This is a genomic window from Collimonas sp. GW821-FHT07E08, from assembly GCF_059418905.1.
Window position 1 is genome coordinate 21,684 of the sequence record NZ_JBWKQR010000013.1, and the last position, 16,348, is coordinate 38,031.

General features: G+C 61.1%; 17 protein-coding genes. 6 read left to right on the forward strand and 11 right to left on the reverse strand.

What is annotated here, in order from left to right; all coding sequences use genetic code 11:
• The first annotated feature begins 11 nt into the window (after window positions 1-11).
• Window positions 12-575: a phasin family protein gene (locus AC07RZ_RS17470; protein WP_494668892.1), complete on the forward strand. Its 564-nt coding sequence runs from the start codon at window positions 12-14 to the stop codon at window positions 573-575.
• Window positions 576-684: 109 nt separating this feature from the next.
• Here AC07RZ_RS17470 and AC07RZ_RS17475 read toward each other — a convergent pair whose 3' ends face one another.
• The 6 genes from AC07RZ_RS17475 to AC07RZ_RS17500 form a co-directional block, all read right to left on the reverse strand.
• Complete coding sequence (locus AC07RZ_RS17475) at window positions 685-3,252, reverse strand: DUF349 domain-containing protein (protein ID WP_494668893.1); 2,568 nt, start codon at window positions 3,250-3,252, stop codon at window positions 685-687.
• Between the two features lie 101 nt (window positions 3,253-3,353).
• The gene (locus AC07RZ_RS17480) at window positions 3,354-4,154 is read right to left on the reverse strand and encodes a competence/damage-inducible protein A (RefSeq protein WP_494668894.1); all 801 of its coding nucleotides are present in this window, start codon (window positions 4,152-4,154) and stop codon (window positions 3,354-3,356) included.
• 112 nt (window positions 4,155-4,266) lie between these two features.
• The gene (locus AC07RZ_RS17485; RefSeq protein WP_494668895.1) at window positions 4,267-5,133 is read right to left on the reverse strand and encodes an EI24 domain-containing protein; all 867 of its coding nucleotides are present in this window, start codon (window positions 5,131-5,133) and stop codon (window positions 4,267-4,269) included.
• The gene (locus AC07RZ_RS17490) at window positions 5,133-6,119 is read right to left on the reverse strand and encodes a sterol desaturase family protein (RefSeq protein WP_494668896.1); all 987 of its coding nucleotides are present in this window, start codon (window positions 6,117-6,119) and stop codon (window positions 5,133-5,135) included. Before AC07RZ_RS17490 ends, AC07RZ_RS17485 begins: the two co-directional genes overlap by 1 nt.
• Window positions 6,116-6,970: a polysaccharide deacetylase family protein gene (locus tag AC07RZ_RS17495; RefSeq protein WP_494668897.1), complete on the reverse strand. Its 855-nt coding sequence runs from the start codon at window positions 6,968-6,970 to the stop codon at window positions 6,116-6,118. The genes AC07RZ_RS17490 and AC07RZ_RS17495 overlap by 4 nt, the downstream gene beginning before the upstream one ends.
• Window positions 6,970-7,974 (reverse strand): YVTN family beta-propeller repeat protein, encoded by a 1,005-nt coding sequence (locus AC07RZ_RS17500; RefSeq protein WP_144741131.1) that lies wholly within the window; start codon window positions 7,972-7,974, stop codon window positions 6,970-6,972. Before AC07RZ_RS17500 ends, AC07RZ_RS17495 begins: the two co-directional genes overlap by 1 nt.
• Window positions 7,975-8,198: 224 nt before the next feature.
• Here AC07RZ_RS17500 and AC07RZ_RS17505 point away from each other — a divergent pair, with 224 nt between their 5' ends.
• From AC07RZ_RS17505 to AC07RZ_RS17515, 3 genes are read left to right on the forward strand one after another with little or no spacing between them, the layout of a single operon-like run.
• Window positions 8,199-8,555 carry an FKBP-type peptidyl-prolyl cis-trans isomerase gene (locus tag AC07RZ_RS17505; RefSeq protein WP_144741134.1) on the forward strand — a complete coding sequence of 119 codons (357 nt, stop codon included), beginning with the start codon at window positions 8,199-8,201 and terminating at the stop codon, window positions 8,553-8,555.
• A gap of 16 nt (window positions 8,556-8,571) precedes the next feature.
• On the forward strand, window positions 8,572-8,793 hold the full coding sequence (locus AC07RZ_RS17510; protein WP_494668898.1) for a hypothetical protein: 222 nt from the start codon (window positions 8,572-8,574) through the stop codon (window positions 8,791-8,793).
• 35 nt (window positions 8,794-8,828) lie between these two features.
• Window positions 8,829-9,083, forward strand: a complete 255-nt coding sequence (locus tag AC07RZ_RS17515; protein ID WP_494668899.1) for an acyl-CoA-binding protein — start codon at window positions 8,829-8,831, stop codon at window positions 9,081-9,083.
• 18 nt (window positions 9,084-9,101) lie between these two features.
• On the opposite strand, the gene AC07RZ_RS17520 is transcribed toward AC07RZ_RS17515, so the two are convergent.
• The 5 genes from AC07RZ_RS17520 to AC07RZ_RS17540 form a co-directional block, all read right to left on the reverse strand.
• A complete protein-coding gene (locus AC07RZ_RS17520) occupies window positions 9,102-10,106 on the reverse strand; it encodes a 2-hydroxyacid dehydrogenase (RefSeq protein ID WP_494668900.1) in 1,005 nt (334 codons plus the stop codon).
• Window positions 10,107-10,130: 24 nt separating this feature from the next.
• Window positions 10,131-11,540, reverse strand: a complete 1,410-nt coding sequence (locus AC07RZ_RS17525; protein ID WP_494668901.1) for a sodium:proton antiporter — start codon at window positions 11,538-11,540, stop codon at window positions 10,131-10,133.
• Between the two features lie 83 nt (window positions 11,541-11,623).
• Window positions 11,624-12,817: a nicotinate phosphoribosyltransferase gene (pncB, locus tag AC07RZ_RS17530; RefSeq protein ID WP_494668902.1), complete on the reverse strand. Its 1,194-nt coding sequence runs from the start codon at window positions 12,815-12,817 to the stop codon at window positions 11,624-11,626.
• An 84-nt stretch (window positions 12,818-12,901) separates the two neighbouring features.
• On the reverse strand, window positions 12,902-13,420 hold the full coding sequence (locus AC07RZ_RS17535; protein ID WP_494668903.1) for a hypothetical protein: 519 nt from the start codon (window positions 13,418-13,420) through the stop codon (window positions 12,902-12,904).
• Window positions 13,421-13,442: 22 nt separating this feature from the next.
• Window positions 13,443-14,378, reverse strand: coding sequence for a cation diffusion facilitator family transporter (locus tag AC07RZ_RS17540; protein ID WP_494668904.1), 936 nt, complete (start codon window positions 14,376-14,378; stop codon window positions 13,443-13,445).
• Between the two features lie 311 nt (window positions 14,379-14,689).
• On the opposite strand from AC07RZ_RS17540, the gene fdxA reads away from it, so the two are divergent.
• Together fdxA and AC07RZ_RS17550 are read left to right on the forward strand one after the other, a co-directional pair.
• Window positions 14,690-15,013 (forward strand): ferredoxin FdxA, encoded by a 324-nt coding sequence (gene fdxA / locus AC07RZ_RS17545; RefSeq protein WP_144741156.1) that lies wholly within the window; start codon window positions 14,690-14,692, stop codon window positions 15,011-15,013.
• A gap of 193 nt (window positions 15,014-15,206) precedes the next feature.
• Window positions 15,207-16,292 carry an NAD(P)/FAD-dependent oxidoreductase gene (locus AC07RZ_RS17550; protein WP_144741159.1) on the forward strand — a complete coding sequence of 362 codons (1,086 nt, stop codon included), beginning with the start codon at window positions 15,207-15,209 and terminating at the stop codon, window positions 16,290-16,292.
• Window positions 16,293-16,348: the final 56 nt, after the last annotated feature.

Sequence of the window (16,348 nt, forward strand, 5' to 3'; positions counted from 1 at the left end):
TAGGAGAAGCCATGTCTACCGTTGCAGAACAATTTTCAGCCGCCGCCAAAGCCAATTTTGAATCCAATCTGGCCCTGTTCACCGATTTCACGACCAAGGCGTTTGCCGGCGTGGAAAAGCTGATCGACCTCAACCTGAACGCCGCCAAGGCTTCGCTGGAAGATTCGAACGCTACTACCCAGAAGCTGTTTTCGGCTAAAGATCCACAGGAATTTTTCTCGCTGAGCGCAGCGCTGGCCCAGCCGAACACTGAAAAAGCAATCGCTTACGGCCGTCATTTCGCCAGCATCGCTTCCAGCACGCAAGCTGAACTGGCCAAGTCGGCTGAAGCGCAAGTTGCAGAAACCAAGCGTAAAGTCATCGAATTCGTTGACCAGGCGTCGAAGAACGTGCCTCCTGGCGCAGAAGGCGCAGTTGCTTTCGTCAAATCGGCCATCGGCAGCGCCAACGCCGGTTACGAACAGTTCGCCAAGAGCACCAAGCAAGCTGTTGAAGCGCTGGAAACCAACGTCAACAGCGCTGTCGACCAATTGTCGCAAGCTGCTACCAAGACTGCCGCCCGCGCCAAGAAGTAATTTGCAAAACTGGCGTGCCTGGCGCGCCAGCCTGAATCTCCTCGGTACCCGCGATAGCGGTATCGGTATTTACCCCGGCCAGCCGGGGTATTTTTTTGCCCGGCGCCTTTTATTTATCCGCTGCGGGCTTGACCTGGGCCACCAGTTTCAACAGCCGCTGCAGCGCCGCTTCATCCATCAAGGCTGGCAGGTTGCAAATATGCAACAGCTGTTGTTCGATGTTTTTCGCCGAACCGCCCGCCTTCAGCGATGCTTGCAATACTTCCACCTGCAACTGCAAACGCTCGCGCGACAACGCCGGCGGGCTATCGACGCCAGCCAGGATTTCCGCCAGCAGCAACTCTTGCTGCAATACCGAGCGCTGGCTTTCCAGCGTGGCAGCGTAGCCGCCGGCGTTCTGCAAGCCACGTTCGAAACGCGCCGCGACAACCTTTTCAAAGGCTGGCGCCAGCCGCGGCAATGCCTGCCAGCGGTTGCGCCAGTCGGCTTCGAGCGGATTCTCGGCAGCCGCTATCAGCGTTTCAAGCTGCTGGCACAAGACCAGCTTGTCGCGCAGGGCATCGGCTTGCGCCAAAGCGGCCTGGCGCCGGCCCTGCTCGAGCTGCGCCTGCAGGGCGCCGAGCGCGGCCTGGAAACGTGCTTCAACCTGGGCCTGGAGCGCACGCGGCACCTGCCCGCCGCGCGACCATTCCTGCTGGGCCTGCTGCAGGATTTTCGGCAATTCTGCCGCCGGCTGGTTCACTGCGGCTTCCAGCGCCGCACATTGTTCTTCGCGCAAACGCAGGTTATCGCGCCGCTCGGCATCGGCGCTGGACGCCGCTTCCTTGCGCTGGGCAAAGATGGCGTCGCAAGCGCTGCGGAAACGCTGCCACAGTTCCTGCTCATCCTGGCGCGGCAAAGGCAGCGCCTTGGCGTGCTCTTGCCAGCGCTGTTGCAATTCTTTCACGCGCTCGGCGGTATCGCGCTGATTGGCAGGCAATTGCGCCGCTTCGGCAATCAGCTGTTCGCGCTTGGCGATTTCGCCGGCCTGCTGTTGCGCCAGCGGCGCCAGCAAGGTCTGGATGGCTGCGACAAAACTGCTATCGAGCGTCTTTTTTTCGCCACGGTTGATCGGCCCCAGGTTTTTCCAGGCTTGCTGTTTCTGCTGGCAAAACTGGGCGATGGCTTTCCAGTCCGCTGCCGCCCCGGCCGGCTGTTCTGCCGGCAAGACCGCCTGCGCATACTGCTGTACTTCGTCGATCAGGGCGCGCGCGCTGCCTTGGTTGGCTTGGCGCTGTTCGGCTTGCTGCTGGAAATGCGCCGCCACCGGCGCATAGGCGCTGGTGCACGCGCTGTCAAAACCTTCCCACAGGGTCTTGGGCGCCGGACCTGAGCTGACATCCAGGGATTTCCAGCGCGCCCGCAGGCTGCCGATTTTTTTTGCCAGTTCGGCCGGCGCCAGCGCTTGCTGTTGCAACTCTTGCGCGGCCTTGGTCAATTCTTCGCGCGAAACATTGCCGCCCCAGCGCGCCCAGCCTTGCAGCCGCGCCAGCTCGGCGCGCGCTTGCGCCAGGCGGCTGCTTTGCGCCGCGCTCGGCTTGTGCTGCTTGAAATCGACGGCCCGCAGCGTTTTGTCGAAATCCATCGCCGCTTGCAGCGCGCCGTCTTCCAGCGCTTTCTCAAGGCCGTCCAGGGTTGCGTCGATTTGCGGGCGCTCGCTTGCCTCTGCCGTTGCTGCCGGCGGGCGAGTCCTTTCCGGTTTGCTTGGCGCTGCCACCGTATATTGCTTCAGCAGTGCCTGGTATCGTTGTTCCAGGCTATCGTCAAACAATGCCGCCGGCAATCTGGACAAGGCTGACCAGCCCGCCTTCAATGTCTCCGCATCCAGCGTTTCGGCGGTGCTTTCCCAGCTTGCCAGCAAATCGCTGCGCGCCTGCAAGGCGGATTGATGCTGCTGCAAATCCGACAGCAGCTTGCGCAACGCTTGGGCTTCCTGAGCAAACTCGGCCGCCAGGTGGCGCGGCAAGGCCGGCGCCTCGGCATGGCTGGCGCAAGCCGCCATCTGCGCTTCCAGCGTGTCGAGTTCCTGCTGGTTCTGCGGCTCGGCGGCCATGGCTGTCTTGAGCTGCAGGTGCAATGCGCGCGCATTGGCCAGGACACCGATCGCACTGCGTTGCAAATCGGCCTGGGCTGCCAGGCGCTCGGCAAGCGCCGCGCGCACTTGCGAAAATTGCTGCTGCAATCCAGCCGGCGCATCCTTGGCGTCCCAGCCCCGGTCCAGCTCTGCCACCTGGTTCGGCATCAGCTGCTGCTCCTGCAGCAAGCGCTGCGCCTGCGCCACCGATGCGGCTGCCTTTTCGGCAACCTGCTGTTGCTGGCGTCCGCTGTCGAGCCGTCCTTGCATCAGCTTGGCGACGCGCCGGTCAGTGTTGCGGCATGCCTGCAAAACCTGCTCCAGGGCCGCGGGGGATTGCACCAACTGCGCCGCGCACAAACGGGCATCGGCAAACGCGGATTGCAGAATGAACGCCACCGCGGCTGTTTCATCAGTCAAAGCCTGCGCTTGCTGCAACGCTTGCTGCCGGGCCTGGTCCGATACCTGCCTGGCCTCGGCGCGCAATGCGGCCTGTGGAGCAACGGCGGCTTGCGGCGCTTTGCGGTCGGTACGGTCTGCGCGCTTGAAAAGGAATCCGAACATATGATGTCAATCAGATAGCAGCGGATTGCCGCCGATCGCCGGCGGCAAACGCTTTGGTTAAGTGGGAAAATGAGTGGGGTAGGAATCCGATGGGGCCGGTGTCATGCCGGCCGGTAATCTGCCTTTAGCTGGTCCAGGCCTGCCAGCATTTTCTTGAACGCTGCCGCGCTTTGCACCGGTTCGCCCTTGACGCCGAGATCGATGTGGCGCCGGGTGCCGGCATCGCCTACGTGCGGCAGGCTGAACACCTTCACCAGCGGAAACTCCGCCTCGATGGCTTCCATCAATGGCGTCAGCGTCGATTCCATCGCCTCGAACACCAGCACCGACTGTTCCAGCTGCGGGTCCTGGTGGAAGCGGTCTGCGTAATAGGTGTCCAGCACCCACTCGAACATGGGCCAGGCCATCACCGGGAAACCCGGCGCGAAATAATGGGCGCCCTCCCCTTGGTGCGGCACCGAAAAGCCGGGGATCTTGTTGAACGGATTGGGGATGATGGAGGCGCCTTGCGGAAACTCGCCCATCTTCAGCCGGTGCAGGTTGTCCGGCGTATCGTAATCCAGCGCCAGGCCGGCGTCGCGCGCGGTGTCGGCGATCCGTTCGCGGATTTTCTCGCGTGCCTCGGGATGCAGCACCAGCGGCACGCCCAGCGCCGCGGCGGCGCACTGGCGGGTGTGGTCATCCGGCGTGGCGCCGATGCCGCCGGTGCAGAACACGATGTCTTCGCTGTCGAAAGTACGTTTCAGGGTGGCCGTGATACGGGCCGGATCGTCGCCTATGTATTCCGCCCAGTCCAGGCGCAAACCCCGGGCAGTGAGCATTTCCAGTATTTTTGGAAAGTGTTTATCGACTCGCCTGCCTGACAGGATTTCGTCGCCGATGATGATAAGTCCGATTGCCATGGGGATCGCCGTTCAGCTGAAGATGGATAGAAGTATTTGGCAGAAAGATAATTAATGACGTCAAGGCATTCCATGCCGATCTTAACCCCGAATCTTTACCGGCACATGAACCCTAGGGCGTATCGGACAACTGGTGGATCACCTGGCCCTCGCCGCGTTCAGCCATAATGATAGCAGCCTGGCCCGCCGCCCGATATTTGGCCAGCGCCGCCAGGCAATAATATTCAAACCACAGCCCGGTAAACACGAATACCAGCACATACAGCCAGATGGAACCGGCCGCCAGCAGGGGAAACACCACCAGCCACAAGGCGCCGCCCAGCCACAATACGGTCGGCGCCGCGCCCAGGGCGCCGGCGATCACCCCGATCAGCAGCAGCGGCCAGCGATGGATCCGTAGCAGCGCCCGCATTTCGTCCTTGTCGGCATGCGCCGCCAGCGCTTCGTAGGCAAACACCCGGTACGTCAGCCAGCCCCACAGCACCAGCGGCACCAGGAAGGCGAAAGGCGGGATCAGCCACAGCGGCAACGTCACCAGCCACAGCACGCAGAACAGCAGGAAGGCGGTAAAGGAAGTCCAGGCGCTGCCGAGCAGCGAGCCGCCGTGGCGCAATTCGAGGTCGGGGAAATGGCGGCGGCCGATGTGGCGCGCGGTCGCCGGCAAGGCAAACGCGCCGACGAACAGCAAGGCGGTCAGGATCATCAGCGGCAGCAAAGCCCACAGCGCCAGCCACGGCACGATGACGGTCTTGAGCGCGCCCAGGCCGAGCCAGGCCGGCACATAATTGGCAATGCCCCAGCCGTCGTTGCCGGCAAAATAATTCTTTTGCAGCCAGTCGATCATCGGCTGCAAACCCCACCACAAGGCCAGCCCCCAGATCACGATCGACAGCACGAAGGGCAGGAAAGTCAGCATCAGCATGCGGTAATGCAGCTGCGACAGCAAAGCCCGGCCGAAGGCTACCAGTACCGGGCGCATCAGCTGGACCGCCTTCTGGAAAATTCGACCATGCGCTTCAGGCCCAGCCACTGCTGCGACCAGAAGCCGCTTCCGTAGTCGCGGACCGGCCTGCCTGCGCTCGGCAGCTGGTCGCGCACGCCGGTATGTTCAAAAGTCTTGCCGAAATGCGCGCTGCGGAAAAGAACATCCCAGAACGCAAACAGCACGCCGAAATTATGGCCGCCCAGTGTTCCCTTGCCCTTGCTCTCGTGGCCGACGCCGACCGCGTGGTGCCAGCGGTGGAAGCGCGGCGAAACGACGATGGCGTCGCCCAGGCGGCCGAAGTGGATCCGCACATTGGCGTGCTGCAGGCTTTGCAGCATGCGGGTGATCGACACCAGCAGCACGTATTGCGCCGGCTCGACGCCGATCGCCAGCGCCACCAGCGCCATCACGACGTCATGGATCAGGCCGTCGAGCAAGTGGTTGCGGTCGTCGCTCCACAGGTTCATGTTCTGCTGGCTGTGATGCAGGCTGTGCAAACCCCACAGCCAGCCGAAGCTGTGCTGCGCGCGGTGGTACCAGTATTCGCACAGGTCCAGCACCACCAGGTACATCAGGAAGGTGACCAGCGGCCGGTCGGTAATGCCGGGCAGCAGGTCTTCCAGGTTGAACGGGTTGATCCCTTGCAGGTGCAGCAGCTCGGCGACTTTCGCCACCAGGGGATCGACCAGGAAAAACACGAATACCGAAAAAGCGCCGAGGCGGTACAGCACGGTATACAGGAAATCGATCCAGCGCGCGCGCCGGTCGTTGAAGCTGTGCACCGGAATCCACGCTTCCAGCGGCCGCAGGATAAGGAACAGGAGGACCAGTTCGCAGACGCCGATCAGGAACCATTCGGTGCCGTCGAAAGCATCTTCCAGGTATTCGCTGAAACCGGCATGGAACATGAGCGGCTGCACCACCGACTGGAACAGCCATGCCTGGACGCCGGCGAACCAGTCTACCAATGTATTTATCATGAAGCCTTATGCGCCTTTCCCGCCTTGATTTCCGCGACCGGGCCTTTCAGGCTGCCTTGGTAGGCCGGATGGTCGCGCAACGTCGCAAAACAAAATCCTTTTTTCTCCAGGCCGCTGATCAAGGGCTCCAGCACCGCCGGCGCCCACGGATCCTTGCGCGACCAGATTCCCAGGTGCGCCATGACGATATCGCCGTCCTTCAGATTTTTCAGCGTGCGCTCCAGCAGCACCTGGTTCGGCCATTTATCGCTAGGCAGTTCGTCGCCTGAAAAACCGGCCGCGGCCCAGGCCACATGCTTGTAGCCGCAAGCCTCGCCGGCCGCCAGCGTATGCGGCGTCAGATGGCCGCCGGGCGTGCGCCAGAAACGGTCGATGTGCTTGCCGGTCAGCATCTGGAAACGCTGGTCGACGCGGTTCAGCTCATCGCAATATTGCTGCGGCGTCCAGGCCAGCAGCTTGCCGGCGCTGGCGCCGAACTGCGGTTTCACTTCGATCTTGCCGTCCGCCAGGTCGCGCTTGGCGTACACATGGTCGAAAGTATGGCTGCCGAAAGCGTGGCCGTCAGCCACCAGCGATTTCCAGAACGGCGCCCAGCTCGGGTCCAAGGTGTAATCGCCATTCACGGTTTTTTCATTGGCCAGGAAAAACGTGGCCTTGATGCGATGCCGCCTCAGGGTCTGTGCGATGTATTCGGCCTGCGACTGGCTGCCGGTGTCGAAACTCAGGTAGACCGTGCCGCTGCATGCCTTGGCCGTTTGCGGCTGCGCCAAGGCCAGCGTGGCCGGCGCCAGGGCCGCCAGCGCCAGTGCCGCCGTCAGCCAGCTACGCCTGGTTGCGGGGAACATGCGCATCACGATTCGGAAGCACGGTTATTGAAATAGATGCCATGCGGCGAACGCCCCACAGGAATCGTCTTGATCACTTTCCGCGTGCCCAGGTCGACTACCGACACCCTCTTCAGCCAGCGCTGGGTGACCCACATGGTCTTGCCGTCGGCGGTGATCTCCATGCAGTCCGGGCCGCCCGGGACAGCGATGCTGCCGACGCTTTCCAGGGTGTTCAGGTCGAGCAGGTTGATGCTGCCGGCCACACGGTTGGAGACGAATACATGGCGATTGTCGCCTTGCGCACGGAAATTGTGGGCGCCGTCGCCGGTCTTGATCTTCTTGACGATCTTCTGGGTGCGCCAGTCGACCACGGCCACGTAGTCGCTGCCCATCACCCCTACCAGCAGGTATTTGTTGTCCGGCGTCATGTAGACCCCGGCCGGCTGCTTGCCGATCGGCATGGTCCATTTCACCTTCTGCGTCGCCAGGTCGACCGCTGCCAGCTCATCGCTGCCCTGCAGGGTGATGAACGCCAACGCACTGTCGGCGGTAAACGCCATGTGGCTAGGCATGGACGGCAGCGGCAAGCGCTTGGCCAGCTTCAGGTCCTTGCCGTCGTAACCGTAGATATCGATGCGGTCGAGGCGCAGGCCGTTGGCGATGAACCATTTCTGGTTGGGTGAAAAACCGATCTGGTAAGGGTCGACAATATCTTTGACCTGGCTCTGCAGCTGCCCGCTTTTCGGGTCCAGGAACAGCAGGGAATTGCCGGTGGCGGCAGCCACGATCAGCGACTTGTTGTCCGGCGTAGGCATCAGGTGGTGCGGCTCTTTGCCGACCGGGAACGTATTGATTTCCTTATAAGTCGCCTGGTCCAGCAAGGTGATGGTGGCGTCGCGCGAATTGAGCACGACCACGGCGTTGCCGATGGCCGCTGCCGGCGCGGCGGCGAAAGTGGAAAATGCAGTCAGCAGGCCGCAGGCGGCCAGTACGGAACAACGGACAGAACGGCGAACAAAAACTGGCATGACAACGAACATGGGGGAAACCCAGAGAAGCGAAAACAACTATTTTACCGCGCATGAATCGCAGCCACGGATTTAAATGGCTTTTGCCGGCCAGCCGAAGCAACACACTAGATTGCCGCGCGGCCCGGGTTGACGGCCGGATTTTCGTTTACACTGCATTACCCTGCCCGGCGGCTGGCTTTGGCACGCAGCCTGGCACTATCAACTACTTTAAAAGGACACCCATGTCGACCACCACTACCGTTTCCGGCCTGCAATATGAAGATGTCACCGTTGGCGATGGCGCTGAAGCAAAAGCCGGCAACCACGTGACCGTGCATTACACCGGCTGGCTGCAAAATCCCGACGGCAGCGCCGGCAAGAAATTCGACTCCAGCAAGGACCGCGGCGATCCGTTCGAATTCCCGCTGGGCGCCGGCCACGTCATCAAAGGCTGGGACGAAGGCGTGCAAGGCATGAAAATCGGCGGCGTGCGCACACTGATCATTCCGGCAGCGCTGGGTTACGGTCCGCGCGGCGCCGGCGGCGTGATTCCACCGAACGCCACCCTGATTTTTGAAGTTGAGCTGCTGGGCGTATAAGTCCTACGGCGCCTTGATGAGCCATTTCAGCCTGCCTGGCCTGAACCCGCTGCGGCTGGCAACGGTGCTGCTGCTTGCCGTGCCGCTGCTCGACGCCTGTACGGTGGTCAGCGTGACCACCAGCGTGGTCGGCGCCGGCGTCAGTGTCGGCAGCGCGGCTGTAAGCGTTGCTTCTACCGTAGTTGAAGGCACTGTCAAAGCAGGTTCCGCAGTAGTCGGCGCGGTCACCCCTGACTGAGCCGATTTTTCCCTCTTCCTTGATACGAGATCCCCATGAACCTCCAAGCCCAATTCGAACAAGCCCAGGCCGACTCAAAAACATTGAGCGAGCGTCCTGACAACATGACCATGCTGAAGATGTACGCCCTGTTTAAACAAGGCAGCAGCGGCGATGTCACCGGCGAACGCCCTGGCATGACCGATTTTGTCGGCCGCGCCAAATGGGATGCATGGAATGAGCTGAAAGGCACTGGCCAGGACGATGCAAAACAACAATACATCGACCTGGTCGAAGACTTGAAAGACTAAGGCAGGATCCGGGCCGGCCTAACTCAGCGTAACCCGGCCCAGCACTTCCGGGTTAAGCAGGTTCGGCGGCCATTTGCGCTCCGCTGTCGGCAGCAAGGCCGCCAGCAGGTTGACCGCCGCACAGTCGGCCATCGCGCGCCGCGTAGGCTCGGAGGCGCTGGCGATATGCGGCGTCAGCACCACATTCGACAGCTCCAGGAAACCGGGATGCAGCGCCGGTTCGTTCTCGAATACATCGAGTCCGGCAGCGGCGATTTTCTTGTCGCGCAATGCCGCGATCAAGGCCAGGTCGTCGACGATGCCGCCGCGCGCCAGGTTGACCAGGGTCGCGCCCGGTTTCATCAAGGCCAGTTCGGCCGCGCCGATAGTATGGTGCGATTCCTTCGAATACGGCAGCACCAGGATCACATGGTCGGCCGCTGCCAGCAATTCTTCCTTGCCGGCATAGCGCGCGTTGTTGGCGCGCACTTCCAGCTCCGGCACCAGGCGTGAACGGTTGTGATACAGCACTTGCATGTCGAAGCCCAGCGAGCGCCGCGCAATCGCCTGTCCTATGCGTCCCATGCCGATAATGCCGAGCGTGGCGCCATGTACGTCCGCCCCCAGGAAACTGTCGTAGCGCCACTGCTTCCAGTGTCCCGCGCGCAGCCAGTGCTCGGACTCCGTCACCCGGCGCGCAGTTGCCATCAGCAAGGCCCAGCCGAAATCGGCGGTGGTTTCATTCAGCACATCCGGCGTGTTGGTCACCATCACGCCAGCCTTGGTGGCCGCCGCGACATCGATATTGTTATAGCCGACCGCTTGGTTGCACACCGCCTTCAGGCGTGGGCAAGCTTGCAGCAATTCCGCCGAGATGCGTTCGCTGGCGGTGGCGATCACGCCATCCTTGTCGCTCAGTTTTTGCGCCAGCTCGGCCGCGCTGAAGATGCGGTCTTCCTGGTTGCTTTCGACGTCGAAGTGTTGCTGCAAGCCGGCGATCACTTCGGGAAACACGGCGCGCGCCATCAATATCTTTGGTTTCATGGTTCCGCCACTAACGGGGAAAAATCAATGGAAAAAAATAAACGTCATTATCACGAACAACGGCAACAATACCACGCAGGCCCAACCCATGTAGCCGAAGAAAGAAGGCATGCGGATGCCGCGCTCTTCGGCGATGGCTTTCACCATCAGGTTCGGGGCGTTGCCGATATAGCTGTTGGCGCCCATGAACACGGCGCCGCAGGAAATCGCCGCCAGCGTCGCCGCCAGCCGCGTCATCAGTTCGCCCGCATCGCCGGAAGCGGTATTGAAGAATACCAGGTAGGTCGGCGCATTATCGAGGAAAGACGAGAGTATGCCGGTAGCCCAGAAATACATGACATTGTTGGGCTGGCCGTCGGCGCCGGTGACCGCGCTGACCACCAGGCCGAAAGCGCCCTGCTCGCCGGCGCGCAGCATGGCGATCACCGGAGCGATGGTGACGAAAATGCCGGCAAACAGCTTGGCGACTTCAAGGATCGGTCCCCAGGTGAAATCGTTGCCTTCGCGGGCGACCTTCGGCGTCAGCCACAGCGAGACCACCACCACCGCCACCAGCAAGCCGTCGCGCAGCAGGTTCTGCAGCTCTACCGTGGTGCCATAGATGTCGTAGCTGACGCCCGGTTTCCAGAAACCGCTCATCAGTACCAGCAGCACCACCAGGGCCAGCAGGATGAAATTGAATTTTCCTTCGAAGCGCAGCCTGGCGTCGTCCGGCGTCGGGTCGAGCGACGGCGCGAATTCCTCTTCGCGCTTATGGAAATAAAAGCGGTCCAGCAAATAGAAAATCACCAGCAGCGAGCCCCACATGAACATGGTTTCGCCGAAGATGTTCTTGACGGTCCAGGAAAAATCCACGCCCTTCAGGAATCCCAGGAACAAGGGCGGATCGCCGAGCGGAGTCAGGGCGCCGCCGGCATTGGCCACCAGGAAAATGAAGAAGACCACGATATGCACCACATGCTTGCGATTGTCATTGGCCCGGATCAGCGGCCGGATCAGCAGCATCGAAGCGCCGGTGGTGCCCATCAGGCTGGCCAGCACCGTGCCGATCGCCAGCAGCCCGGTGTTCAGGGCCGGCGTTCCATGCAGGTTGCCGCGCAAGCATATGCCGCCGGCCACCACGAACAGGGCCGTGAGCAGGATGATGAAAGGGAAATACTCAGCCAGGAAGGCATGCACTACGCCGGCGGCGGCTGTCGGCACGCCAAACGCCAGGGCGCAGGGAATCAGGAAAGCCAGTGACCAGGCGACGGCAATCTTGCCGTAATGGTGGTGCCAGAAAGCCGGCACCAGCAGCGGGCCAAGCGCAATCGACAGCAGCAAGCCCATGAAAGGCACGCCCCACCAGGCCGACAGCTGGGCGCCGTCCAGCTCCGCTGCCTGCGCCGCCATGGGCAGCAAAGCAATCAAGATAGCGAGTATTTTTTTGTGCAATGTAATCTTCCAGATAAGGTGATCGATCGAAGCCGGCTATTTTAGCCTGGAATCAATATCAAAAAAATAACAAAGACACCACACTATGTTGCCGCGGCAACCGGCTCGGCGATCTCGAAAACCTGGCGCAGGTAATTCAGGTAAGCCTGGTCATCGCACATGTTCTTGGACGGCGTATCGGACAGCTTGGCGACCGGCTGGCCGTTACAGCGCACCATCTTCATGACGATCTGCAACGGCGTGTAGCCGAGGTCGTTGGTCAGGTTGGTGCCGACGCCGAACGCTACCCTGGTCCGGTCCTTGAAACGCAGGTACAGCGCATTGACCTTGCCGAAATCGAGGCTATCGGAAAACACCAGCGTCTTGGTCGAGGGATCGACCCGGTTGTCCTGGTAATGCTTGATCAGGCGTTCGCCCCATTCGAACGGATCGCCTGAATCGTGGCGGGCGCCGTCGAACAGCTTGCAGAAGTACAGGTCGAAATCGCGCAGGAAAGCCGCCATGCCGTAAACGTCGGACAAGGCGATCCCGAGGTCGCCGCGATACTCCTTGGCCCACATTTCAAAGCCGTAGATCTGCGAATCGCGCAGCCGCGGACCGAGCGACTGGCAGGCTTGCAGGTATTCGTGCGCCATCGTGCCAAGCGGCGTCATGCCGTATTTCATCGCGAAATGGACGTTGGAAGTGCCGACCAGGTGCTGGGCAAAGTCGCGCTGCAAGGTCTGCACCACCTCTTCGTGCCAGCCGCGGGAAAAGCGCCGGCGCGTGCCGTAGTCGGCCACCTTGCAGCCGGCCATGGCAGGGTCGTCGCGGATCAGGGCCATCTTGCTTTGCAGGCGCCGCCGCCCTTCGGCGTGGTCCGGCGCGCTCTGGGTCGCGCGGAAATAGACTTCGTTGACAATCGCCAGCACCGGCACTTCAAACAGGATGGTGTGCAGCCAAGGTCCCTTGACCACGATATCTATCTCGCCGTTGTCCGCTGCCGACGGCTGCACGCTGATGTATTTCTGCTGCAAGTGGAACAGGCTGAGGAAATCGACGAAATCGCTTTTGAAGAAACGCATGCTGCCCAGGTAAGCCAGTTCCTGCTCCTGGAAGCGCAAACGGCACAGGCCGGCGATTTCATCGCGGATTTCATCGACGTAGGGCCGCAGGTCGATGCCCTTGTTGCGGCATTTGTAGCGATACTCCACTTCGGCCGCCGGAAAATGATGCAGCACCACCTGCATCATCGTGAATTTATACAAATCTGTGTCGAGCAGTGAAGTAATGATCATGGTTTTTGATTAATGACATGGCGATGAGTGGCCGGCAAAACCTCGGGATTGCCTGGACCGATCTTGCATCTTACAGCAGCGGTCTCATTTGCCGCACACATCGGCGTAACGCATTTCCAGATCGCGGCGCTGGCTGCGCGACTCCTTGTCCTTCGATGCGAAAAAGACGTCCATCAATGAGGTATTGCCCCGATCCCTGCCGTTCGGCTCGGCATAGTTGGGCCTGGCGCCGTTAGGCTCGCGATTCGGCTGGCCAGGATAGGTCCGGGACAGGTCCGCGTAGGGATAAAAATCGGGAGCGATTATCGGCTCGCGGTGCGCGGCTCCCTTGAGCTGCTGCTCCAGCCCCTCGCAACGCTGCGCCCTGTTCACGGCCTGTCTGCGGCTGCCGCCCTGCGACGACGATTCCGATTCCGGCGCCGCCAGCAAGTCCCGCCGGTCTTCGCGCGACAAACCGTTAAAACTGTTGCGGATGCCGACGGCGTTGAAGTGAACGGCCGGATCAACGGCTGCAGGCATGCCGGCCGCCAGCGCCGGCTGTCCGGCGGCAGCGGTCAACGCTGTCAATGCTGCAAGTGGAAAACGCAGAAAGCATAAGTCCATGGCAATGCTCCCTAATGAAATGTCAGGCCTCGGCAGCGGCCGGCGCCGCCAGCGCATGGTCCGGTTCAAAGAAACACCAGTGCACCTGCGGCCAGCGCTGCTGGATCGAGGCTTCGATGCGGTTGATCGCATCGACCAGCGCCACGTCGGAGGGTTGCGGCCGCATCACGGCTTGCACCGCGACCATGACCTGCTCGCCCCACTGCATGGAAATCAGGTTCCTGACGGCCGCTACGTCGGCGTCGGCTTCGATATGCGCCTTGATGGCGGCGTGCACCTCGGGCGCCGCCGATTCGCCGGTGACCATGGCCTTGACTTCGCGGATCACCATCACCGCGACGATCATCAGCAGCAGGCCGACCGCAATCGTGCCGCAGGCGTCCCACAGCGGATTGCCGGTAACCACTGTCATCAGCACCGCGACAAACGCCAGCGCCAGCCCGGCCAGGGCGGCGATATCCTCGCCCGCCACCACCATCAGCTCCGACTGCCGGGTTTCGCGGAACCACTGCATGAACGGCTTGCCATGCGAAATCTTGCGGATCTCCACCATCGCGCCGCGCAGGGAAAACGCTTCCAGCACCACCGATATGCCCAGCACGCCCAGCGCTACCCAAGGGGTGCTGATGGCTTGCGGATGCTTCAGGTGCTCGATGCCCTCCATCACCGAAAACGCGCCGCCGACAAAAAACAGCAGCAGCGCCACCATCATTGCCCAGAAATACACCACCCGCGCATAACCCATGGGATGCGACGAATTTGCCGGTTTCTTGGCTTCTTTCAGGCCGATCAGCAAAAACACCTGGTTGGTGCAGTCGGCCAGCGAATGGATCGCCTCTGCCAGCATCGCTCCCGACCCGGTATAGATCGAGGCGGCAAACTTCGCCAGTGCGATGCCGCCATTGGCGCCCAGGGCGTAAAAAATCGCTTTGGTGGAGCTTTCGTTGGAAGATGACATAATTATTCCGTAGCAACAAAGGCGTCCACGATAGCCATTTTGCCAAGCCGACGCAAGCAATCCTGGCCCCGCCTCAAAAAGCTTCCGGCGGATGTGGTAAAACTGCGGAAATACCGGCAATTGCAGCTAATGTGAATTTCACATTTGCTTATATGGATTCTATATAACAGCTGTTTGTGGGAAAACCCGAATTACCTTAAAATACAAGGCTTTGCGACTGGGTATATATCAAGGGCAGCACTTGCTCCGGGCTACCCGCCGCCGCCTCGATATCCGCTTCAAGAACATTATTTACAGATAGGACTGTTGTTATGACCCACGTTGTGACCGAATCCTGCATTCGCTGCCGCTATACCGACTGCGTGGATGTATGCCCGGTTGATTGCTTCCGCCAAGGCCCGAATTTCCTGTCGATCGACCCCGACGAGTGCATCGACTGCGCGGTCTGCGTCGCCGAGTGCCCGGTCAACGCCATCTATGCTGAAGAAGATGTGCCGGCGGACCAGCTGCATTTCATCAAATTGAATGAAGAGCTGTCGCGCCACTGGCCGTCGATCACCAAGACCATCGCTCCTTTGGCCGAAGCCGAGGAATGGAAAGACGTCAAGGAAAAATTGGACTTCTTGCAACGTTAAGCAGGAACCCGCCCTTTGCCGGGCGGGCGTGGCGCCAAGCGCCGATTTAAGCCAGGCCATTGTCCCCAGCCACAGTGCAACAAGTATTCGCCGTCGCACGGAAATTCGCGAAAACCTTCATCCAATCGCCGTCGCAGCCAGAACCGGCAGGGCGTTTTGGGGGACCCAACTGAAACAGGAATCAGATCGTCGTATGGATACCACCGTCAAACTCGCACCAGCACTCAACCCTGCCAACAGCGTGATCGAAACCGATGCCGTCATCGTCGGCGCCGGTCCGGTCGGCCTGTTCCAGGTCTTCGAACTCGGCCTGCTGGAAATCAAGGCCCATGTCATCGACTCCCTGCCGGTGGTCGGCGGCCAGTGCGTGGAGCTGTACCCTGACAAGCCGATCTACGACATTCCCGCGGTCCCGGTCTGCACCGGCCAGGAACTGACCGACAACCTGCTCAAGCAGATCGAGCCGTTCGAACCGACCTTCCACCTTAACCAGGAAGTGACGCTGGTAGCGCGCCGCGAAGATAACCGCTTCGACCTGGAAACCTCGGCCGGCACCCGCTTCATCACCAAGACCATCTTCATCGCGGCCGGCGTCGGTTCGTTCCAGCCGCGCACCATCAAGGTCGACGGCATCGACCAGTTCGACAACACGCAACTGTTCTACCGTGTCAAGGATCCGGCCCAGTTCCACGGCAAGAACCTGGTGATCTGCGGCGGCGGCGATTCAGCGCTGGACTGGGCGCTGGACCTGGTCGGCAAGGCCGAATCGGTGGTGCTGCTGCACCGCCGCGAAGAATTCCGCGCGGCGCCGGCTTCGGTCGCCAAGATGAAAGCCTTGTGCGAAGCCTACGAAATGCAGTTCCTGGTCGGCCAGGTCACCGGCCACGAAGCCAAGGACGGCAAGCTGAGCGAGATCAAGGTCACCGGCCCGGACGGCGTCACCCGGCGCCTGCCGCTGGATACCCTGCTGGTGTTCTTCGGCCTGTCGCCAAAACTCGGCCCTATCGCCGAATGGGGCCTGGATATCGAGCGCAAGCAGTTGAAAGTGGTCGATACCGAAAAGTTCGAAACCAATGTGCCGGGCATCTTTGCGGTGGGCGACATCAATACCTATCCGGGCAAGAAGAAGCTGATCCTGTCGGGCTTCCATGAAGCCGCGCTGGCCGCATTCGGCGCTGCGCCCTACATCTTCCCGGACAAGAAGATCCACATGCAGTACACCACCACATCGCCGAAGCTGCACAAGATCCTGGGCGTGGAGTCGCCAGTGTTCGATTAAGCGCCAAGCCGACAGTACAAAAGCCGCCCAGGGAATTCCCCGAGCGGCTTTTTTTA

Bases quoted from the DNA above. Each gene is read 5' to 3' on its own strand.
- AC07RZ_RS17485 (WP_494668895.1), bottom strand. From the start codon at position 5,133: ATGCGCCCGGTACTGGTAGCCTTCGGCCGGGCTTTGCTGTCGCAGCTG.
- AC07RZ_RS17535 (WP_494668903.1), bottom strand. From the start codon at position 13,420: ATGGACTTATGCTTTCTGCGTTTTCCACTTGCAGCATTGACAGCGTTG.
- AC07RZ_RS17510 (WP_494668898.1), top strand. From the start codon at position 8,572: ATGAGCCATTTCAGCCTGCCTGGCCTGAACCCGCTGCGGCTGGCAACG.
- AC07RZ_RS17470 (WP_494668892.1), top strand. From the start codon at position 12: ATGTCTACCGTTGCAGAACAATTTTCAGCCGCCGCCAAAGCCAATTTT.
- AC07RZ_RS17505 (WP_144741134.1), top strand. From the start codon at position 8,199: ATGTCGACCACCACTACCGTTTCCGGCCTGCAATATGAAGATGTCACC.
- AC07RZ_RS17515 (WP_494668899.1), top strand. From the start codon at position 8,829: ATGAACCTCCAAGCCCAATTCGAACAAGCCCAGGCCGACTCAAAAACA.
- pncB (WP_494668902.1), bottom strand. From the start codon at position 12,817: ATGATCATTACTTCACTGCTCGACACAGATTTGTATAAATTCACGATG.
- AC07RZ_RS17495 (WP_494668897.1), bottom strand. From the start codon at position 6,970: ATGCGCATGTTCCCCGCAACCAGGCGTAGCTGGCTGACGGCGGCACTG.
- AC07RZ_RS17490 (WP_494668896.1), bottom strand. From the start codon at position 6,119: ATGATAAATACATTGGTAGACTGGTTCGCCGGCGTCCAGGCATGGCTG.
- AC07RZ_RS17520 (WP_494668900.1), bottom strand. From the start codon at position 10,106: ATGAAACCAAAGATATTGATGGCGCGCGCCGTGTTTCCCGAAGTGATC.
- AC07RZ_RS17480 (WP_494668894.1), bottom strand. From the start codon at position 4,154: ATGGCAATCGGACTTATCATCATCGGCGACGAAATCCTGTCAGGCAGG.
- fdxA (WP_144741156.1), top strand. From the start codon at position 14,690: ATGACCCACGTTGTGACCGAATCCTGCATTCGCTGCCGCTATACCGAC.
- AC07RZ_RS17475 (WP_494668893.1), bottom strand. From the start codon at position 3,252: ATGTTCGGATTCCTTTTCAAGCGCGCAGACCGTACCGACCGCAAAGCG.
- AC07RZ_RS17550 (WP_144741159.1), top strand. From the start codon at position 15,207: ATGGATACCACCGTCAAACTCGCACCAGCACTCAACCCTGCCAACAGC.
- AC07RZ_RS17540 (WP_494668904.1), bottom strand. From the start codon at position 14,378: ATGTCATCTTCCAACGAAAGCTCCACCAAAGCGATTTTTTACGCCCTG.
- AC07RZ_RS17500 (WP_144741131.1), bottom strand. From the start codon at position 7,974: ATGCCAGTTTTTGTTCGCCGTTCTGTCCGTTGTTCCGTACTGGCCGCC.